Consider the following 15,805-nt stretch of genomic DNA (forward strand, 5'->3'; position numbering starts at 1 on the left):
GAATCAATAGTTGTGTACACGGCATAGTTTATCTGAAACTGATAGGTGATGAGGTGCGTACATATCGGCTTTAACCGTCAAAGCGAAAGATGGTAAAATCCCGAATTCCTATCGTTCCATTATCACCCGCCGTGCAACCGCGGCGCATCCAAAATTTCATCATGTCTTTTCCACACTGTTCATCACGACATTTATTGACGCTGGCCGCCCTGTTGCTGACCGCCTGCGCGGAAACCCGCCAGATTGCGGTAGACGGGCCGGCAATGACCGCTCAGCCTTTGGAGCCGCTGGCCGGATTTCAAGCCATTGACGGCGACGACTACTACGTTCGGCTGGTTTCCGAATTCTCCGGCCAGGGCGACAATTTTCTGAAAGGCGGCTGTTCCGATCTCGCGCCCTACCAAAAAGGCGATCTGTCGGCCGCCCTGGTTTACCGAGTCCGGAACGACACGATCAGGTTTCAGGGCGAGGCCTCCGGCTTTCTGTACCAGGCCACAACCGGCAAGTGCAACTTCAGGTTCGACGCAAAAAAACTGTATCTGACGCCCTGGCTCCGCCTCGATACCGGCAGACAAACGCAGATGGATTACGATTTCTATACCAATGCGAACAGCGATCTGGACGTATCGAGCCTGGTCGGCGACGTGAATGCGGCAAGCGGCATTCTGGCCTTGACCGGCGCGGGGCTCGGCGTCGCGATCATGGGACAGATGGCCGGGCAATGGGTACAGAACAACCAACAAGCCGTTCCGGCGCAGACTCAATCCTCCGCCAAGCAAAGCTCCGAATCGCACTCGCTGCCGGCGCTGACCGCCTACGCCGGCAAAACCGGCAAACTGAATCAGGCCGTATTCGACGTTTTCGAGATCGACGAAGGCGGGCTTAACCCGTTCAAACTCGAAACCAGAACGCTGGGCAAACTGAAGGTTTATCCCGAAATCGCGCCGACCCTGCTCCTGCGCACCGGGTCCGACGGCGTGCCCGACGCCCGCGATATGTCCTTCGAAGAACTCAACCGGTCGACGATCAAATCCGCATCGGGCGACATCAGCCTGGCACAATTACTCGACCAGTCGCAGCCGCTCGACAAACCCAATCTGAAGCCGGACTGGAAAAATTACGCGGAGGTGGAAAACAACTGCCGGAAGCTGAAACTGACCATGAAGGCGCTGGGCTTCAACAAGTTCGACCGCAACGCGCTGCTGTATTACTTCCTCGCCAACAGCGGCGACTGGAAAAACTACAACACCGACCGGCGCCGGGCAACGGACAGCGGACTCCGCCCGAGAGCGATCGCCGAATACCGCGCAAAGAATTTCGACGCCTGCCTTGCGGAAGACGATTATACGGTGATGAAAACGATGGGCCTGGCGGTTAATACGCGGGCCGACTGGGATCAGCTCGGCGCCACGAGCCTCCAGCAGGAACAACTGTTCTCGCCGCTGCAATCGATCGAGCGGCAATTGCTGGCGGTGCTGCGAAATACCTCGGCCGCCGAAATGGAGCGGCAGCTGTATCCGCTGTTGATGACCGGCGACAAGGTGAACGGCAAGGTCTTGCTGCAAAACCATCTGGGCGATTTCGGGCTGGAAAAACTGCTGAATCCGCCGGCGGCGGCCGTTCCTGCCGCACCAGCATTGATCGATACCGCCCTCCCGCCGGCGCCTCCCGCACCACAGACCGTGCCATCCGTTCCGCCCGTTTCGCCAATTCCCGGGGAAGGAACTCAGGTCAGCGCGGCGCAGCTGACCCAGGTATTTCAAGGCCTGAAAATCGGCGAATTGAGCTGTGCGCGTCCGGCGCCGGGCCTGCAAGGCAAAGGCGTCGGCATCCTGCTCTTCACCACCCGCGAAGGCAGCCCGAGAGCCAAAGGCGGCGCGCTGGAATTCGAATTCGCGGACGGAAAAATCAGCCGGATCGCATTTCAGCTGCCGACGTTCCGCGATTTCGAACAAGACATTGCCGACCGCCCCGAAGTCGGCGGCTGCAGAATCGATCCGGCCTGGCTGACGAAACTGCATTAACCTCCACGCAGGGTTTGGCGGCCCGGTCGACCAAAATCCGGGCCGTTTTACCCTATCCGCTAAGGCACAGAAATGCGCATTTCGCCGTTATCCTGCGCAATCTTGAAATGGCGGAGAATGTTCATCCCCAGCAAGGGCTGGCCCAAATTCGGCACGATCATGCTCTCGGCGTTCTTGATCAGGAAATGCCCGAACCGGAGTTCCGGAATCACTGCCGTACAAGCTTCGGTCAGGCCGTTGGCCGTTTCCATCAGCGCCGTTTTTCTGCAGGCGATGCCGGCCGCCGATGCTTCATTGCTAGGCAACGATACGACCGATGCCCCGGTATCGATCACGAAAACCAGCGCCTTGCCGTTGATTGCGCCGTCGACAAAATAATGTCCGCTGCCGTGCTGCTTGACTAACAGCGGCGCCGACCCGGACTTGGCATCGGCTGATGGTGAAAGCGGAGCCTTATAAGTTTGTGTCCAGGAAGAAAGCGTTTCGGCAGTCGCGACGCAGGGTGTTTTCTGATACAGCAAACGGCCTTCCGCGTTTTTGCATTTGTAAATCTGATCGCCGAAAGACGCCTGTGAGGCTGTTACCAGCAACGCCGCCGACAAAGGGATAATGAATTTGCGCATAACTCCTCCTGATCAAGCGGATTCTCTGATGCGGTTGCAGTGTGTAAAGATCATCCGACACTATAGCCTTTCTTGCGAGAAATACCATGCCCCAATTCGTTTTTCCGGCAAACGCGAAGATAACGCGGCGTCAGCCCCAGGGCAGCCCAAAAAACGCGGCACCGCCGTTACCGTACAAGGTGTTCTGTTTCCGCTTCTGCAAATGTGTCTGTCCGACATTAACGCCGATGTGTTGCTGCAGTGGCTATCCCGTGAGAGCAAGACCCGAGCGACCGTCACCAAAAACGGATATATTCTGTTTCGGGCGTTCTGGCATTGGTGCGCCGGGCATAAGACCTACAAAAATGTGATCGATACCGACGCACTGACCAAACAGGTTAAAAAATCAGTTCCCAAAGCCGGGACCAAAAAAACGGACCTTCTCCATAAAGGCCAGCTAAAAGACTGGTTTGCCGCCGTGCGCAACCTGAGCAATCCGGTGGTATCCGCCTACTTGCAAGGATTGATATTGACCGGCGCCCGCCGTGAAGAGCTGGCCGGGCTGAAATGGGACGACATCGATTTTAAATTGGGCGCTCTCTGGATCAAAGATAAGGTGGAAGCCGAGGGTAGCGTGATTCCCTTAACCCCTTATTTACACAGCCTGATCGTGCAACTGCCACGGCGTAATCAATGGGTATTCTCAAGCCCCACAGCCGCCGACGGCAAACTGGCGGAGCCCAGGAAAGGCCATACCCGGGCGTTAACTGCGGCCGGACTGGAACATGTTACTGTACACGGCTTACGCCGCACATTCGCCAGCCTGGCCGAATGGGTGGAAATGCCGGTAGGCGTAGTCGCGCAAATCATGGGACATCGGCCAAACGCCACCGCCGAACGCCATTACAAGAGCCGGCCGCTCGAACTGCTAGCCATCTGGCATGGAAAATATGAAGCTTGGATATTGGAACAGGCCGGCGTCGAGTTTGCCGAAACCACGCAAGCGCACGGCTTACGTGTCGTTAAGTAATACCTACTGCTTGACATGCGTATTCCTTGAGATAGATTAAAACGATAGATGAAACTAACGACATTCCGGAAAAGTTCCGAAATCGAGTCATTGAGCAGGCGAGACAGGGCACATGCCCACTCCGTCCAAATACAACCCTTACGAGACCAGCCCCCATGCAAACCCTACTCATCAGCGACCAAGCCGCCGAACAACTCAACCTTATGGCTGCAAAAGAGCACATTTCAAGCCGCGATTTGATCGAGCGCTTGATCGTAAAGCATCGGCAAGAAATGGAAGCGCGAGCCACCGAGCAAGAACGGCAACAATCATTAAAGGCGTTCTTCGCGCCATACCGTAAAGACCTGGGCGGTTTTAAGTTCGACCGGGACGAAGCCAATGCCCGGTGAGTTCATCGATACCAACGTCGTGATTTACAGCTTGGCCAAGCAATCGACGGCCGGCTTGTGATCGCCAATCCGTTTTTGCAACCCATTTAAAATCATTTAAATATGAAGCCATCCGAAGCTTTCCACCATCACCGCGAAGAAATTCGTGCCATTGCGCTGCGCCACCGCGTGCAGAATGTACGGGTTTTCGGATCGGTTTTACATGGCGTCGACAACGACGAAAGCGACCTTGACTTGTTGGTCGACCCCACGGATCAAACTACGCTGCTCGACGTTGCCGCTATTCAGTACGAAATCGCGCAATTGCTCGGCGTTTCGGTCGATGTGCTCACCCCAAAAGCTTTGCCGGAAAAGTTCCGAAACCGGGTTATCGCCGAAGCGGTGCCTGTATGAGCAAGCAGGACATACTTCGCATTCCCGATTATCTCGAACACATCCTGGAAGCGATCGAACGCATCGAGCGCTATACCGAGGACGTTGACGACTTGGGTTTTCTCAACGACGAGAAGACGCCGTCATCCGCAATTTTGAAATCATCGGCGAGGCCTCGAACAATATTCAACGCCATCATCCCGAATTTGCAGACAGGCCCCCCGATGTGCCTTGGTCTCTGATGTACACCATGCGCAACCGGGTTGCTCACGGCTATTTTGCGGTCGATTTTGAGCTGGTTTGGAAAACCATTCAGCACGATTTGCCCGGACTCTACCAACTGATACGCCGCGCACTGGAGCAGTTATAATCTTTTTGCCAAGTCTAGGATGGCCCCCGAAAACCGGTTTCCTTCACCGGCTGGCTTGGCAACCCTTTGAAAGATAATGCTTTGAAGGAAAGCGAAAAATGGAGCGTGACTATTATCCGTTGGAAGATGCCGCCAAGATTTTGAATTGTTCCGTTGATGACATTATTCATCAGGGTGTCAAAGGCAATATTGAAATTCATATTCTTTTGGCAAATTGGAACACTCAAGTTTTTGAGGGGTTAGGCTTTGATGTAATCGATATTTCTGTGCTCTATAGCCCGCATTCCCGCAAAATAAGCAAGTCTTGCCTTGCTCGATTTGAAGCTGGCCCTGCTACAGCCGTGGTATCACTTGATCCTGAAGTGAGATACACCCACAATTACCGGCATCCACTGGCTTTGGTTGGTGAGTGTTGGGAATACGACGCCCAAGCGGAACAATGGAGGTATCCCATCTTTAATCATGTTGTGCTCTATCGGCCAAATGTTCGTTACCCGACTGAGAATATGTTGCAAGAACATCGGCAACGCGGCGGAAATATTGATGACATTATGCCGCCCCCCATCCTGTTATCAGAATGCAAAATGGTTGTATTGGCTGGAGAACTGGAACGACTCAAGCTGTCGCAACCAAAAACCACCACAGCGTCTTCAAGCTCTAAAACAGAACTTGTATATCAAGAAAGAGAGGAAGACTTTGATAACTGGCGCAACCAGACCGGCGTCGCTCTCGATGTGTTAAAGGTCGAAGAAACCCTTCAGCAAGTCCGTCAGTGGTCAAAAAATAAAAAACTTTGGAATATAAAGGCAACGTCATTCAGGCGGGGTTTCTGGTTGCCGAAGGTGCGTAATCATGAGTAATATCATTGAACTGCACGCCATCAAAAACGAAGCAAGGATTGATAGCCGCTTATTGGCTGACCGTCTCGGCAACCGGCATAAGAACGTTATCGCGTTAATAGATCAGTACCGTAGCGACTTCGAAGAATTGGGAAGGGTCGCGTTTCAAACGCGACCCTTTGAAACAAACGACGGACAGCAGAAACAGCGCGTTGCTCTGCTTAACGAAGATCAAGCTTATCTACTGCTGACGTATTCCAGAAACACGCCAATCGTCAGAGCGCTAAAGGTGGAATTAGTCAAAGCCTTTTCCAGATTCCGCCGGCATCGGCAGACCGAAGCCGATTACCTGCCGTTTTACCATGAACTGCATGATCAGATCAGCATTTTGGCCGAACGTGCGCGTCAGGCCGGCAGTTCGACAGATGAAAGGTGGTTTCATGTCAATTTCAACCGACTGATCAATCACACCTTCGGATTGGAAGCCGATCGGCGGGACCAGATCCCGGATGCGCTACGCGTTAAAATGACGGCCGCGCATGTGCTGGCCGGCGAATTACTCAAAGAAGCGCTGGCTTGCAATCTCGATCATAAAGCCGCTTTTTCGCATGTTAAGCAAGGATTGGCGGCATTCTGTAATGCAAGCGCGAAGCGGTTGGAAATGGCCAGAATGACTCATCAGACGACTTCTTCAAACCCAGCCCCATTAAAAAACGCCGCCGAAAAAAGAAATGGCGCGTTCAAAGTTTGACATCGATCACTCCGGCGGTTATGACTCGCTTGCACTCGCCAAAGGCGGGTGTCGGGATTTGCACCCCGCGCAACCAAGCCCCGCCCCCAAAGGCCACGTTCAACCGTGGTTTTTTTATGCCCATCAAAAACAGCGGCCGAATTGCGCCGTATTGATTCTGTTATGGTGGATTGTATTGGACAGCCCCTCAAGGAGGAGTCGGGCCTCGTGCCCGGCTTTTCCCTTCCTTCCAAACGATTTCGCTATCCGTGCCTAGCCGTTAGAAAGCCTGGACAGACAAAATGCTGGTTTCTCGCGGCCGTAATCACTCGCCACCGCGACAATGAGGCGTAGAGTCCGTCAAGAGTCACAATGCACTCCAGAAAACCGGGGCAACGCGTTTTTTTGTGCCGATCGGGCGTCCGGTCGCCGAACGGTTCGCCATCACGAGCGGAAAATATAAAAGACGCCACCGCCCCGCAAAACCGGCCGAGAAGCAGCCACCCCGCGGCCGGCCGAGCCGTTTGGCCGTTACCCCTTCGGCGTACCGAGCCGGGCGCAGGGAAGGATGGTTTTTTGCGAAATCTGCCTAATGCTGATGTGCTCAATAAAGGGCAAGAAAATGGAATCGATGGAAGTTAAAAAAGCGGCAGTTGAGCTAAATGTTGAACGATCGGTTACATGCGGGTTACATAAAACTTCAGCGCAATAAAAAAGGCCTTACGATTTCTCGTAAGGCCTTGAATTCGTGGTGGCGATGGGTGGGATCGAACCACCGGCCTTGGGGTTATGAATCCCACGCTCTAACCGGCTGAGCTACATCGCCTGCTTGATAGCTTCAATAGAAGCGGAATTATAAATAGGGTAAGACTCTTTGTCAAACGTTGAATCGAAAATGCATCACGTCGCCGTCCTTGACGATGTAGTCTTTCCCTTCGAGTCGCCATTTACCCGCGTCCTTTGCCCCTTGCTCGCCCTTGTAGGCAATAAAATCTTCGTAGGCGATCACTTCGGCGCGGATGAAGCCGCGCTCAAAATCGGTGTGAATCACGCCGGCCGCTTGCGGAGCGGTTGCACCGATCGGGATGGTCCAGGCGCGGACTTCCTTCACGCCGGCGGTAAAATAGGTCGCCAGGTTCAATAACTTGTAGCCGGCGCGGACCACCCGGTTCAGGCCCGGCTCTTCGAGGCCCAGATCTTCCAGAAACTCCTGCTTCTCTTCGTCTTCAAGCTGGGCGATTTCGGCTTCGATCGCCGCGCAGATCGGGACGACCGTCGCGCCTTCCTGCGCGGCAAACGCCTGCACGGCATCGAGCAGCGGATTGTTCTCGAACCCGTCGTCCTGCACGTTCGCGATGTACATGGTCGGCTTAATCGTCAACAGGCACAGTTCCTTGACCAAGGCTTTTTCGTCGTCGGACAACCCCATCGCGCGCGCCGGCTGCCCCGCATCCAGGTGCTGATAGATTTTTTCGAGCACCTCTTTCTTGGCCAGTTCGTCCTTATTTCCGGATTTGGAGGCTTTCGCAGCCCGGGTCAGCGCTTTCTCGACGGTCGCCATGTCGGCCAGCGCCAGTTCGGTGTTGATCACTTCGATATCGGAAACCGGATCGACCTTGCCCGCAACGTGCACGACATTCTCGTCATGGAAGCAGCGCACGACATGCGCGATCGCATCGGTTTCGCGGATATTGCCGAGAAACTGGTTGCCAAGCCCCTCCCCTTTCGAGGCGCCGGCGACCAGGCCCGCGATATCAACGAATTCGATCGTAGTCGGCAGCACGCGTTCGGGCTTCACGATCGCCGCCAGCTTGTCCATCCGTCCGTCCGGCACCGGCACGACGCCGACGTTCGGGTCGATCGTACAGAAAGGGTAGTTTTCGGCCGCGATCTTGGCCCGGGTCAACGCGTTAAACAGGGTCGATTTGCCGACGTTCGGCAGCCCGACGATTCCACAATACAATGCCATAGGTTGCTATTTTTCGAATCAGAGAGGGTATTTAAGGGCGGCAATTATACAGCAAACGGTTATTCAGGCGGCCGAGATTTTCAGCTTCACGGTCAAGCGGCGGAATTCGGTATCGGGCATCGCATCCTTTACGATCAGCAGCGCTTTCTTGCGGGCCGAGCGCGGCTCGTAGTGCAGCCAGATCGCAAACGGCGCCAGAACGGATGACGGGAGTATCTCCACCGGTTCGCCATCGATGACCCAACCCGAACCCTCCAGATAGCCGATCGCGACTTGACGGCTTCCCGCATCCCTCGCCGCAAAGTAAAAATGCACGGGAAGCGCAAGGCTCAGCAAGAGTTTTCCGGGCCAGGGCAAGGCGCTGATCAGGCAGGCGACCATCGCCAGGCCGTGCCCGGCCAATAAGGCATACTGCAACCAGCGGGACGGCCCGACCGCAAACCGGGCGGGATGAAGAGCATGATGATGGGGCACAACTGATCTCCTGAAAACCCGGCCCGGAATGATTGCACAGGAAAATGGAAACGACCGGATCATAGAATTATATACGGCAATGACTGTTCGCGGATTAGGATGAACCGTTATCAAAAGGAACTTCATGTTGCGGCCGGGTCCCTAATAAAACAATTCTTATAGATTTATAAGAAGAGCGCTAGGTGAATTTATACAGTAAATAAGGGAGGCGTTATGGCAAGAGCAAATCCTATTCAAGTGCAAGAGTGCTTATCCGGCATGGATTACCCTGCCGATAAAGAAGAGATTATCAACCACGCCAAAGATCAGGGCGCGGATGAGGATGTGATGCAGACACTCCAACAGTTGCCGGAACAAGATTACCGGACCGCTGCCGACGTGAGCCGGGCTATCGGTCAAATTCAATAATTATTGATCGACCGGACTCATTGCGATGAATCAGATATACAGCATTTTAGATCGAACTCCGCTTCGGTTTGAGATGCTGTTTTTTTACGGCGGAAAATCAAACAGGCTTAGGCAAAGCTACTTCGGTGTAGTTCTACATCTTCGCCCAGCCCATCATACATGTAAGTGTCCAGTTCCCCTTTGAAAAAAAGGGGGTGGAGAGATTTTTTGAATAAATCCCCCTCGATCCCCCTTTTTCAAAGGGGGAAGTTGTTTTTGACAAAATCCTCCTTTTTCAAAGGGGAAGGTGAATCCTCAAACCCCTTTTTTTTCAAAGAAGAGAGATGAACACTTACCCTATCTCAAAACCTTTCTTATCTAAGAATTACGCCTGACGCCAAATATATAAACGGGCGTTAATAAAGCGCAGGCCGTTAAAAAGATCGACCTAAGCTCGCTGACGTACATACGGGGAAATGATTATTAATAGAATAAGGAACGAGAATAATATTCAGGAGATACTGTATGGCCATCTCAGAAAATATCCAGAAAACCGACGATACCCCCTCGAAATGCGCCAATCCCGCCTGCAGCTGCAACGTCTCTCCCGACCAGAAATACTGCAGCGAACATTGTGCCAGCATGGCTACGATGGATAGCTGCGACTGCGGCCATCTCGAATGCGAAGCTTACACGGAGCAGGAGCGATGAAAGGCAACGTCAGCGATTTTCTCGTGCGGCGCTTGTCGGAATGGGGCGTCAAACGCATTTACGGTTATCCGGGCGACGGCATCAACGGCGTGTTCGGCGCGCTGAACCGGGCCTCCGGCCTGATCGACTATATCCAGGTGCGGCACGAGGAAATGGCCGCCTTCATGGCCTGCGCGCACGCCAAATTCACCGGCGAAGTCGGCGTCTGCATCGCCACCTCGGGGCCCGGCGCGATCCATTTGTTGAACGGCCTGTACGACGCCAAGCTGGATCATCAGCCCGTGGTCGCGATCGTGGGGCAACAGAAACGCGAATCGCTGGGCGGCAACTACCAGCAGGAAGTCGATCTGATTTCGCTGTTCAAGGATGTCGCCCATGAATATGTTCACATGGTCACCACGCCGTCGCAAATGCGCCATATCGTCGATCGCGCCATGCGCATCGCACAAGTCGAACGCAACGTCTGCTGCATCATCATTCCCAACGACGTGCAAGAAATGGATGCCGAAAAGCCGCCGCGCGAACACGGCAGCGTATTTTCCGGCATCGGTTACCAACCGCCGCGCACCGTGCCGCAAATCGAAGAACTCCAGCGTGCGGCCGACATTTTAAACGCCGGCGAAAAAGTCGCGATGCTGATCGGAGCCGGAGCCCTGCATGCCGCGGACGAAGTCCTGGAGGTGGCCGATCTGCTCGGTGCGGGCATAGCCAAAGCGCTTCTGGGCAAGGCCGCCGTACCCGACGATCTTCCCTTCGTAACCGGCTCCATCGGGCTGTTGGGCACCCGGCCCAGCTACGAGATGATGACCGATTGCGACACGCTGCTGATGGTCGGTTCGAGCTTCCCCTATTCCGAATTCCTGCCCGAAGAAGGCCAGGCGCGCGGCGTGCAGATCGATATCAACGGCCGGATGACCAGCCTGCGCTATCCGATGGAGGTGAACCTGATCGGCGACAGCGCGGAAACCCTGCGCTTGCTGATCCCACTCCTTAAACGCAAGGATGACCGCAGCTGGCGCGAAAAGATCGAAAAGAACGTCGCAAACTGGTGGGAAACCCTGGCGGACCGCGCTATGGAATCGGCCAATCCGATCAATCCGCAGCGGGTGTTCTGGGAGCTGTCGCCGCGCCTCCCCGATCACTGCATACTGACTTGCGATTCGGGTTCGGCGGCCAATTGGTATGCGCGCGACCTGAAAATCCGCACCGGCATGATGGCGTCTCTGTCAGGCGGCCTGGCGACGATGGGCTGCGGCGTGCCGTATGCGATTGCGGCCAAGTTCGCCCATCCCGACCGCGCCGTCATCGCGCTGGTCGGCGACGGCGCGATGCAGATGCTGGGCATGAACGAGCTGATCACGATCGGCAAATACTGGCAGCGCTGGAGCGATCCCCGATTAATCGTACTGGTTCTCAACAACCGCGACCTAAACCAGGTGACCTGGGAACAACGTGCCATGGCCGGCGATCCGAAATTCGAAGCCTCGCAGGATGTGCCCGATTTCCCTTATTCGCGCTTTGCCGAACTGGCCGGCCTGCAGGGGATTCGCGTCGACCAGCCGGACCAGCTGGCCGACGCCTGGGAGCGCGCGCTCGGCGCCGAACGGCCGGTCGTGCTGGAGGCTTATGTCGATCCCGACGTGCCGCCTTTGCCGCCGCACATCACCTTCAAGCAGGCGAAAGCCTACGCTTCGGCGATCCTGCAGGGCGACCCGGATTCGGTCGATGTGATCAAGGCTTCGATGAAGCAGATCTTTTGAGCGAAGATCATGCGCGCGGCAAACCGCCCCAACTTCAATGGCCCACCTATCGCCGGCCTGCACGGGTCGGCCTTCCTGATTCCGACCGCTTCGCCGGAATCCGACGGCACGTTCGCCTGGGAAGCGACCACGCTGGTGCTGGTCGAAGCCCGTGCGGCCGATAAGACCGGCATCGGCTTCAGTTATGCCGATACGGCGACGGCTAAACTGATCAACGACACGTTGGCCGGCCGGGTGATCGGCTGCGATGCGCTGGCGGTCGAGTATTGCTGGAACGCCATGACGGCAGCCGTCCGCAATCTGGGCCGGCCGGGCATCTGTTCAATGGCGATCGCGGCCGTCGATAACGCGCTGTGGGACTTGAAGGCGCGGCTTCTCGATCTGCCTCTGGTTTCGCTGTGGGGACAGGTGAGAACGGGCATCCCCGTGTACGGCAGCGGCGGCTTTACCTCCTATTCGATCGAGGAACTGCAGGCCCAGTTATCCGGCTGGGTCGAGCAAGGCATCCGGCGCGTCAAGATGAAAATCGGCCGCGAACCGAAGCAGGACGTGTACCGCGTCGCCGCCGCGCGCGAAACGATCGGGCCGGACGCGGAACTTTTCGTCGACGCCAACGGCGCCTATTCGCGCAAGCAGGCCCTGGCAATGGCACAGGCTTTTGCCGAAGCGGGCGTGTCCTGGTTCGAAGAACCCGTTCCGAGCGACGATTTGGAAGGGTTGCGGCTGCTTCGCGACCGGGCGCCGCCGGACATGGACATCAGCGCCGGGGAATACGGCTACGACTGCGTGTACTTCCGCCGCATGCTGGAAGCCGGCGCCGTCGACGTGCTGCAGGCCGACGCGACCCGTTGCGCAGGCATGACCGGTTTCCGGCAGGCGGCTGCCCTGTGCCGCGCTTTCAATCTTCCGCTTTCCAGCCATTGCGCGCCGTCGATGCATGTCCATGCCGGCTGCGCGGAGACGCCGGTACGGCATCTGGAATTTTTTTACGACCATGTGCGCATCGAGAAAATGCTGTTCGACGGCGCGCTCGAACCGGTGAACGGGGAGTTGAGGCCCGATCTTTCCCGGCCGGGTTCGGGGCTGATATTCAAGCATGCCGATGCTTTGCCTTATGCGATTTGACCGATGACGACCTCCAAACCGGATGCACAGGCCCTTGCCGCGGAACTCCGCCGAACACTCCAGGGCGAAGTGCGCTTCGACGACGGCAGCCGCGCGCTATATGCCACCGACGCCTCCAATTACCGGCAGGTGCCCATCGGGGTGGTCGTACCGCAATCGGTCGAAGACGTCGTCGCCACCGTTGCCGCCTGCCGCCGTTACGGCGCGCCGGTGGTCTCGCGCGGCGGCGGCACCAGCCTGGCCGGGCAATGCTGCAATGTGGCCGTGGTGCTGGATATGTCCAAATACCTCAACCGCATCCTCGAACTCGATCCCGTCGCCAAAACCGCATGGGTCGAACCCGGCTGCGTGCTCGACGATCTGCGCGATGCCGCCGAACGCCATCATTTGACGTTCGCGCCGGATCCTTCGACGCACTCTCACAATACGCTCGGCGGCATGATCGGCAACAACTCCTGCGGCGTGCATTCGTTGATGGGCGGCAAGACCGTCGATAACGTCATCGAGCTGGACGTGTTGCTCTACGACGGCACGCGCATGAAAGTCGGCAAAACCGATACGCAGGCGTTCGAGCGCATTGTGGCCGAGGGCGGACGGCGCGGCGAAATCCATGCGCGGCTGAAGGCATTGGCCGACCGACAGGCCGATCGGATCCGGCCACGCTACCCGAAAATCCCGCGCCGCGTCTCCGGCTATAACCTTGACGAACTGTTGCCCGAAAACGGCTTTCATGTAGCCCGCGCGCTGGTCGGCTCGGAAGGGACTTGCGTGGTCATTCTGGAAGCCACATTACGGCTGGTCGACAGTCCGCCTTCACGGTCGCTGCTGGTGCTCGGCTATCCGGACGTGTTCAGCGCCGGCGATCATGTGGCCGATATCCTCCGGCATCAGCCCATCGGCCTCGAAGGGCTTGATAACCTTTTGGTGGAGGACATGAAAGCCATCCACCTGCATCCCCGGGACGTTCGGTTACTGCCGGACGGCGGCGGCTGGCTGCTGGCCGAATTCGGCGGCAACAGTAAAAACGAGGCCGACGCCAAAGCCAAGGCCTGCATGGAAGCGCTCAAACAGTCGGACCACCCGCCGGCGATGAAATTGTTCGACAATCCCGCGGAAGAGAAAATGATCTGGTTGGTGCGCGAGTCCGGACTGGGGGCGACCGCGCATGTGCCCGGCAAAAAGATCACCTGGGAAGGTTGGGAGGATGCCGCCGTGCCACCCGACAAGGTGGGCGACTATCTGCGCGATTTCCGCAAATTGCTGGAAAAATTCGGCTATGCGTGCGATCTGTACGGCCATTTCGGTGAGGGCTGCATCCATACCCGCATCGATTTCGATCTTGAGACCGAAAGCGGGATACAAACATTTCACGCCTTTCTGAACGAAGCGGCAGAACTGGTTATAAGTTACGGCGGCTCGCTTTCCGGCGAGCATGGCGATGGACAATCCAAAGCCGAATTCCTGCCGCTTATGTTCGGCGACGAACTGGTGCAGGCGTTCAGGGAATTCAAATCGATCTGGGACCCGGACGGAAAAATGAATCCGGGCAAGATCGTCGATGCCTATCTGCCCACCGAGAACCTGCGCCTTGGCACCGGCTACAAACCGGAGCAGCCGGTCACGTATTTTCAGTATCCGAAAGACAAAGGGCTATTCAGCCGGGTCGCCCTGCGCTGCGTCGGCGTCGGCAATTGCCGGCAGCAGCATTCGCAGACCATGTGCCCCAGTTACCGGGTCACGCGCGAAGAAAAGCACTGCACGCGCGGCCGGGCGCGACTATTGTTCGAGATGCTGCGCGGCGACGTGATCACGGACCTTTGGCAAAGCGAAGCGGTGAAAGAATCGCTCGATCTGTGCCTGGCCTGCAAAGGCTGCAAGGGCGACTGCCCGGTCCATGTCGACATGGCGACTTACAAGGCCGAGTTTCTGGCGCATTACTACCGGCACAAACTCCGGCCGCGCCAGGCTTATGCGTTCGGCTGGCTCGACCGCTGGGCCGCGTTGGCCGCCTACGCGCCGGGAACGGTCAACTGGCTGGCGCAAGCCCCGGGGATCGGGTCATTGATCAAATTCGCGGGCGGGATATCATCCCAGCGCCGCTTGCCGCGCTTTGCGCCGGCAACCTTCCGACACTGGTTCAACGCGCGTGCGCCCGGCAGTCCCGGCCAGCCGGCCGTTCTGCTCTGGCCGGATACGTTCAACAATCATTTCCATCCCGAAACCGCCAAGGCGGCTGTCGCGGTACTGGAAGCTGCCGGGTTTCAGGTGCGCATTCCCGCGCGGCGCCTGTGCTGCGGACGGCCGCTGTACGACTTAGGGATGCTGGACCAGGCCAAGGAGCGGCTACAGCAGATTCTTGCCGAGCTGCGTCCCGCCATTGAAGGCGGCATGCCGCTGGTCGGACTGGAACCCGCCTGCGTCGCGGTTTTCCGCGACGAATTGGTAAACCTCTTTCCCGACGATGAACTGGCGCAGCGGTTGAGCCGGCAGACCTATTTCTTCAGCGAGTTCTGGATGCAGAAGGCGCCGGAATTCGCTTTCCCGAAGCTGGAGAAGAAAGCCCTTTTGCACGGGCATTGCCATCAGAAAGCGCTCGCGGACATCGCCTCCGAAAAGGCGCTGCTCGACAAGCTCGGGCTGGACGTACAGGTTCTCGACTCGGGCTGCTGCGGCATGGCCGGCTCGTTCGGTTTCGAACGGAATAAAGCCGACGTGGCGGCGCAAATCGGCGAGCTGGTGCTGTTGCCGGCGGTGCGCCAGGCCGGACCGGACACCCTGATCGTGACTGACGGCTACAGTTGCCGCGAACAAATCGCCCAGTTGACCGAAAGGCGCGCTCTGCATACGGCGGACGTCCTATTCATGGCGTTGCGGGAAGGAAGAAGCGAATCGGTTCCGGATTGAGGCGCAGCGGAAACCCGTCAATGCCTCGAAAACGCCGGCTTTAGACCATTTTTGTTTCGGGTTTATCGGCTATGACGAGGCTGCTAGGGATTTTGGAAAAATATCTCCCTCATTGCGCC

At 56.8% G+C, this 15,805-nt stretch carries 16 protein-coding genes and 1 tRNA gene; 13 read left to right on the forward strand and 4 right to left on the reverse strand.

Annotated features, from left to right (window positions below; genetic code table 11):
• Window positions 1-161: 161 nt before the first annotated feature.
• Complete coding sequence (locus JJL52_RS05070) at window positions 162-2,024, forward strand: hypothetical protein (RefSeq protein ID WP_202051325.1); 1,863 nt, start codon at window positions 162-164, stop codon at window positions 2,022-2,024.
• Window positions 2,025-2,083: 59 nt separating this feature from the next.
• Here JJL52_RS05070 and JJL52_RS05075 read toward each other — a convergent pair whose 3' ends face one another.
• Entirely contained in the window at window positions 2,084-2,647 is a 564-nt protein-coding gene (locus tag JJL52_RS05075; RefSeq protein WP_202051326.1) for a retropepsin-like aspartic protease family protein, read from the reverse strand.
• A 28-nt stretch (window positions 2,648-2,675) separates the two neighbouring features.
• Between JJL52_RS05075 and JJL52_RS05080 the strand changes: the two genes are divergently transcribed.
• From JJL52_RS05080 to JJL52_RS05110, 7 genes are all read left to right on the forward strand, one after another.
• Window positions 2,676-3,656: a tyrosine-type recombinase/integrase gene (locus JJL52_RS05080; RefSeq protein ID WP_202051327.1), complete on the forward strand. Its 981-nt coding sequence runs from the start codon at window positions 2,676-2,678 to the stop codon at window positions 3,654-3,656.
• A 155-nt stretch (window positions 3,657-3,811) separates the two neighbouring features.
• A complete protein-coding gene (locus tag JJL52_RS05085) occupies window positions 3,812-4,045 on the forward strand; it encodes a hypothetical protein (protein ID WP_202051328.1) in 234 nt (77 codons plus the stop codon).
• Between the two features lie 102 nt (window positions 4,046-4,147).
• Window positions 4,148-4,438, forward strand: coding sequence for a nucleotidyltransferase family protein (locus JJL52_RS05090; RefSeq protein WP_202051329.1), 291 nt, complete (start codon window positions 4,148-4,150; stop codon window positions 4,436-4,438).
• Window positions 4,435-4,659: a ribonuclease HepT family protein gene (locus JJL52_RS05095; RefSeq protein ID WP_202051330.1), complete on the forward strand. Its 225-nt coding sequence runs from the start codon at window positions 4,435-4,437 to the stop codon at window positions 4,657-4,659. Before JJL52_RS05090 ends, JJL52_RS05095 begins: the two co-directional genes overlap by 4 nt.
• Window positions 4,602-4,787 (forward strand): HepT-like ribonuclease domain-containing protein, encoded by a 186-nt coding sequence (locus JJL52_RS05100; protein WP_336885045.1) that lies wholly within the window; start codon window positions 4,602-4,604, stop codon window positions 4,785-4,787. The genes JJL52_RS05095 and JJL52_RS05100 overlap by 58 nt, the downstream gene beginning before the upstream one ends.
• Window positions 4,788-4,885: 98 nt before the next feature.
• Complete coding sequence (locus JJL52_RS05105; RefSeq protein WP_202051331.1) at window positions 4,886-5,647, forward strand: hypothetical protein; 762 nt, start codon at window positions 4,886-4,888, stop codon at window positions 5,645-5,647.
• Complete coding sequence (locus JJL52_RS05110) at window positions 5,640-6,377, forward strand: Rha family transcriptional regulator (RefSeq protein ID WP_202051332.1); 738 nt, start codon at window positions 5,640-5,642, stop codon at window positions 6,375-6,377. The genes JJL52_RS05105 and JJL52_RS05110 overlap by 8 nt, the downstream gene beginning before the upstream one ends.
• A 728-nt stretch (window positions 6,378-7,105) precedes the next feature.
• Here the strand turns inward: JJL52_RS05110 and JJL52_RS05115 are convergent.
• The 3 genes from JJL52_RS05115 to JJL52_RS05125 form a co-directional block, all read right to left on the reverse strand.
• Window positions 7,106-7,182 (reverse strand) — tRNA-Met (locus JJL52_RS05115).
• 51 nt (window positions 7,183-7,233) lie between these two features.
• Window positions 7,234-8,325 carry a redox-regulated ATPase YchF gene (ychF, locus tag JJL52_RS05120; protein WP_202051333.1) on the reverse strand — a complete coding sequence of 364 codons (1,092 nt, stop codon included), beginning with the start codon at window positions 8,323-8,325 and terminating at the stop codon, window positions 7,234-7,236.
• A gap of 63 nt (window positions 8,326-8,388) precedes the next feature.
• Window positions 8,389-8,799 carry a protein YgfX gene (locus JJL52_RS05125; protein WP_202051334.1) on the reverse strand — a complete coding sequence of 137 codons (411 nt, stop codon included), beginning with the start codon at window positions 8,797-8,799 and terminating at the stop codon, window positions 8,389-8,391.
• A gap of 213 nt (window positions 8,800-9,012) precedes the next feature.
• Between JJL52_RS05125 and JJL52_RS05130 the strand changes: the two genes are divergently transcribed.
• From JJL52_RS05130 to JJL52_RS05150, 5 genes are all read left to right on the forward strand, one after another.
• Entirely contained in the window at window positions 9,013-9,207 is a 195-nt protein-coding gene (locus JJL52_RS05130) for a DUF2795 domain-containing protein (RefSeq protein WP_202051335.1), read from the forward strand.
• A 504-nt stretch (window positions 9,208-9,711) separates the two neighbouring features.
• The gene (locus JJL52_RS05135; RefSeq protein ID WP_202051336.1) at window positions 9,712-9,897 is read left to right on the forward strand and encodes a hypothetical protein; all 186 of its coding nucleotides are present in this window, start codon (window positions 9,712-9,714) and stop codon (window positions 9,895-9,897) included.
• The gene (locus JJL52_RS05140; protein ID WP_202051337.1) at window positions 9,894-11,657 is read left to right on the forward strand and encodes a thiamine pyrophosphate-requiring protein; all 1,764 of its coding nucleotides are present in this window, start codon (window positions 9,894-9,896) and stop codon (window positions 11,655-11,657) included. Before JJL52_RS05135 ends, JJL52_RS05140 begins: the two co-directional genes overlap by 4 nt.
• 9 nt (window positions 11,658-11,666) lie before the next feature.
• A complete protein-coding gene (locus JJL52_RS05145; protein WP_202051338.1) occupies window positions 11,667-12,782 on the forward strand; it encodes an enolase C-terminal domain-like protein in 1,116 nt (371 codons plus the stop codon).
• A gap of 3 nt (window positions 12,783-12,785) precedes the next feature.
• Complete coding sequence (locus tag JJL52_RS05150) at window positions 12,786-15,686, forward strand: FAD-binding and (Fe-S)-binding domain-containing protein (protein WP_202051339.1); 2,901 nt, start codon at window positions 12,786-12,788, stop codon at window positions 15,684-15,686.
• The last annotated feature ends 119 nt before the right edge of the window (window positions 15,687-15,805 follow it).

Source organism: Candidatus Methylomicrobium oryzae, from assembly GCF_016745425.1.
GTDB classification, from domain to species: domain Bacteria; phylum Pseudomonadota; class Gammaproteobacteria; order Methylococcales; family Methylomonadaceae; genus Methylomicrobium; species Methylomicrobium oryzae.

Excerpts from the sequence above, each read along its gene's own strand:
- JJL52_RS05070 (WP_202051325.1), top strand. The coding sequence starts at position 162 with ATGTCTTTTCCACACTGTTCATCACGACATTTATTGACGCTGGCCGCC.
- JJL52_RS05075 (WP_202051326.1), bottom strand. The coding sequence starts at position 2,647 with ATGCGCAAATTCATTATCCCTTTGTCGGCGGCGTTGCTGGTAACAGCC.
- JJL52_RS05080 (WP_202051327.1), top strand. The coding sequence starts at position 2,676 with ATGCGGTTGCAGTGTGTAAAGATCATCCGACACTATAGCCTTTCTTGC.
- JJL52_RS05085 (WP_202051328.1), top strand. The coding sequence starts at position 3,812 with ATGCAAACCCTACTCATCAGCGACCAAGCCGCCGAACAACTCAACCTT.
- JJL52_RS05090 (WP_202051329.1), top strand. The coding sequence starts at position 4,148 with ATGAAGCCATCCGAAGCTTTCCACCATCACCGCGAAGAAATTCGTGCC.
- JJL52_RS05095 (WP_202051330.1), top strand. The coding sequence starts at position 4,435 with ATGAGCAAGCAGGACATACTTCGCATTCCCGATTATCTCGAACACATC.
- JJL52_RS05105 (WP_202051331.1), top strand. The coding sequence starts at position 4,886 with ATGGAGCGTGACTATTATCCGTTGGAAGATGCCGCCAAGATTTTGAAT.
- JJL52_RS05110 (WP_202051332.1), top strand. The coding sequence starts at position 5,640 with ATGAGTAATATCATTGAACTGCACGCCATCAAAAACGAAGCAAGGATT.
- ychF (WP_202051333.1), bottom strand. The coding sequence starts at position 8,325 with ATGGCATTGTATTGTGGAATCGTCGGGCTGCCGAACGTCGGCAAATCG.
- JJL52_RS05130 (WP_202051335.1), top strand. The coding sequence starts at position 9,013 with ATGGCAAGAGCAAATCCTATTCAAGTGCAAGAGTGCTTATCCGGCATG.
- JJL52_RS05135 (WP_202051336.1), top strand. The coding sequence starts at position 9,712 with ATGGCCATCTCAGAAAATATCCAGAAAACCGACGATACCCCCTCGAAA.
- JJL52_RS05140 (WP_202051337.1), top strand. The coding sequence starts at position 9,894 with ATGAAAGGCAACGTCAGCGATTTTCTCGTGCGGCGCTTGTCGGAATGG.
- JJL52_RS05145 (WP_202051338.1), top strand. The coding sequence starts at position 11,667 with ATGCGCGCGGCAAACCGCCCCAACTTCAATGGCCCACCTATCGCCGGC.
- JJL52_RS05150 (WP_202051339.1), top strand. The coding sequence starts at position 12,786 with ATGACGACCTCCAAACCGGATGCACAGGCCCTTGCCGCGGAACTCCGC.